General features: G+C 70.0%; 2 protein-coding genes. Both read left to right on the plus strand.

Annotation, left to right across the window (positions count from 1 at the left end; all coding sequences use genetic code 11):
- The first annotated feature begins 536 nt into the window (after window positions 1-536).
- The gene (gyrB, locus tag ACI6PP_RS23050; RefSeq protein ID WP_421114090.1) at window positions 537-2,648 is read left to right on the plus strand and encodes a DNA topoisomerase (ATP-hydrolyzing) subunit B; all 2,112 of its coding nucleotides are present in this window, start codon (window positions 537-539) and stop codon (window positions 2,646-2,648) included.
- Window positions 2,649-2,828: 180 nt separating this feature from the next.
- The coding region (locus tag ACI6PP_RS23055) for a DNA gyrase subunit A (RefSeq protein ID WP_476712956.1) at window positions 2,829-3,062 on the plus strand (234 nt) is incomplete at its 3' end.

Here is a 3,062-nt window from a genome sequence, read left to right on the forward strand (position 1 = left end):
GCGACGACCGCGGCCAGGACGGTCGCGACGGCCCACGCGAGCACCGCCCACCCTCCGTGCGACCGCGGCTCCGGGCTCGCCGGCGGGCCCGCGGGGCGGGTCATCGGGGGCGGAGCGGGGGATGCGGTCACCCTCCTACGATGACGCATCGGGCAAAGCCCCGTCACGTCGACGGGCGAGGTCGTGGCGATCGTCTCGCCGGGTCGGACGGTCCTCGCGTGTGCGGCGCTCCCTGGGCGTCTGTGGGCCCCGGCCCCGCGAGGGGGGCATCACGCGTCGCCCCGTAGGGCCTCTCGCGGCCCTTGACGCGCCGCTGAGGGCCGGTCTGGGGACGACGGTGCGCACGTTCTCGGGGCCGGTTCACCCGAGATGGCCCTCAGGACCGGTATAGTGGACGACGAAGGATCGCCTCACCGCACCTGCTCCCCGTCGACACCGATCGGGGGCGCCGCCGGCGGGCGATCCTCGACATGTCCGGCCCGAGGGGCCGGGTCGTGCGCCCCGGCGCACACCGACGACCAGGAGGCCGTAGCCGCGTGAGCGACACCCCCGACACGCCCACCCCGAACGACGTCGACCACCACGACGCAGTCGCACCGACCTCCCCGGTGGCCACCCCCGGATCGGGGTACGACGCCAGCAACATCCAGGTGCTCGAGGGCCTCGAGGCGGTGCGCAAGCGTCCCGGCATGTACATCGGCTCCACCGGCGAGCGCGGCCTGCACCACCTCGTCTACGAGGTCGTCGACAACTCCGTCGACGAGGCGCTGGCCGGCTACTGCTCGGTGATCGACGTGACGCTGCAGGAGGACGGCGGCGTCCGCGTCGTCGACGACGGCCGCGGCATCCCCGTCGACGAGCACCCGATCGAGAAGATCCCGGCCGTGACGCTGGTGCTCACCTCGCTGCACGCCGGCGGCAAGTTCGGCGGCGGCGGGTACAAGGTGTCGGGCGGTCTGCACGGCGTCGGCGTCTCGGTGGTCAACGCGCTGTCCACCCGGCTCCTGGTCGAGGTGCGCCGCGACGGCTTCACCTGGTCGCAGTCGTTCACCTACGGCGTGCCCGACGGCCCGCTCGTCAAGGGCGAGCCCACCGACGAGACCGGCACCACCACGACGTTCTACGCGAGCGCCGACATCTTCGAGACGGTCGAGTACTCCTTCGAGACGCTCGCCCGCCGCTTCCGCGAGATGGCCTTCCTCAACAAGGGCCTCGAGATCGTCGTGCGCGACGGCCGCAGCGGCGCGACGGCCACGCTCGACCCGGCGAGCGACGGCGTCAGCGCCGAGGACGCCGCCGTGGAGGTCGTCGACGAGTCCGAGGCCCACGACGCCGGCGACGGCACCCTCGAGCGCCGCTTCCGCTACGACGCCGGCCTGATCGACTACGTGCACCACATCAACACCGGCAGCAAGGCGCCGATCCACAAGGACATCATCGCGATCGAGGCCGAGGACGAGGCGTCCGGCCTCAGCCTCGAGATCGCCATGCAGTGGAACATCGGGTTCTCCGAGTCGGTGCACACCTTCGCCAACACGATCAACACCCACGAGGGTGGCACGCACGAGGAGGGCTTCCGCTCGGCGCTGACCAACACGGTCAACCGCTTCGCGCTGGCGCAGAACCTCGTGAAGAAGCCCGAGGACCGCCTCACCGGCGACGACGTCCGCGAGGGCCTGACCGCGATCATCTCGGTCAAGCTCGCCGAGCCGCAGTTCGAGGGCCAGACCAAGACCAAGCTCGGCAACACCGAGGCGCGGTCCTACGTCCAGACGGTGCTCAACGACCACCTCGGCGCGTGGTTCGAGCAGAACCCCGCCGAGGGCAAGACCATCGTGCGCAAGTCGATCGACGCGGCCGCCGTACGCATGGCGGCCCGCAAGGCCCGCGACCTCGCCCGCAACCGCAAGGGCCTGATGGGCGGCGGCGGCCTGCCGGGCAAGCTCGCCGACTGCCGCTCGCGCAACCCCGAGGAGTGCGAGATCTTCGTGGTGGAGGGCAACTCCGCCGGCGGCTCGGCCAAGGGCGGACGCGACTCGCGGATCCAGGCGATCCTCCCGCTGCGCGGCAAGATCCTCAACGTCGAGAAGGCGCGCATCGACCGGATCCTGCAGAACGCCGAGGTGCAGGCGATCATCTCCGCGCTCGGCACGGGCGTGCACGACGACTTCGACATCAACAAGCTGCGCTACCACAAGGTGGTGCTGATGGCCGACGCCGACGTCGACGGCCAGCACATCTCCACCCTGCTGCTGACGCTGCTGTTCCGGTTCATGAAGCCGCTGATCGACGCCGGCCACGTCTACCTCGCGCAGCCGCCGCTGTACAAGATCAAGTGGACCAACGCCCCGCACGAGCTGGCCTACAACGACCGCGAGCGCGACGTGCTGCTCGAGGCCGGCGAGGCGGCCGGGCGCCGGCTGCCCAAGGAGGCGCCCGTCCAGCGCTACAAGGGTCTCGGCGAGATGAACGACTCCGAGCTGTGGGAGACCACGATGGACCCCGACAACCGGATCCTGCGCCAGGTCACCCTCGACGACGCCGCCAACGCCGACGAGATCTTCACCGTCCTCATGGGCGAGGACGTCGAGCCGCGTCGCAAGTTCATCCAGAGAAACGCCAAGGACGTCCGATTCCTCGACATCTGAGGAGTGAGCGAGCTCCAGCGAGCGAGCCCCGCAAGATGTCGAGCAGAAAACACAGCCATCGACACCTTGGGCATCTGACCAGCCAGTTGCCCAGCCACGTCGACGAGAACCGGATAGGTAGCCACCGTGACTGAGACCCCCGAGACCGACCGCACCGTGCCGGTCGAGCTGCAGGTCGAGATGCAGCGCTCGTACATCGACTACGCGATGAGCGTGATCGTGTCGCGCGCCCTGCCCGACGTGCGCGACGGCCTCAAGCCGGTGCACCGTCGGGTCCTGTATGCGATGTTCGACGGCGGCTACCGTCCCGACCGCGGCTTCTCCAAGTGCAGCCGCATCGTCGGTGATGTCATGGGTCAGTACCACCCGCACGGCGACACCTCGATCTACGACACCCTGGTGCGCCTCGCGCAG

It is taken from the genome of Solicola agrisoli (assembly GCF_049059935.1).
Lineage (GTDB): Bacteria > Actinomycetota > Actinomycetes > Propionibacteriales > Nocardioidaceae > JAURVT01.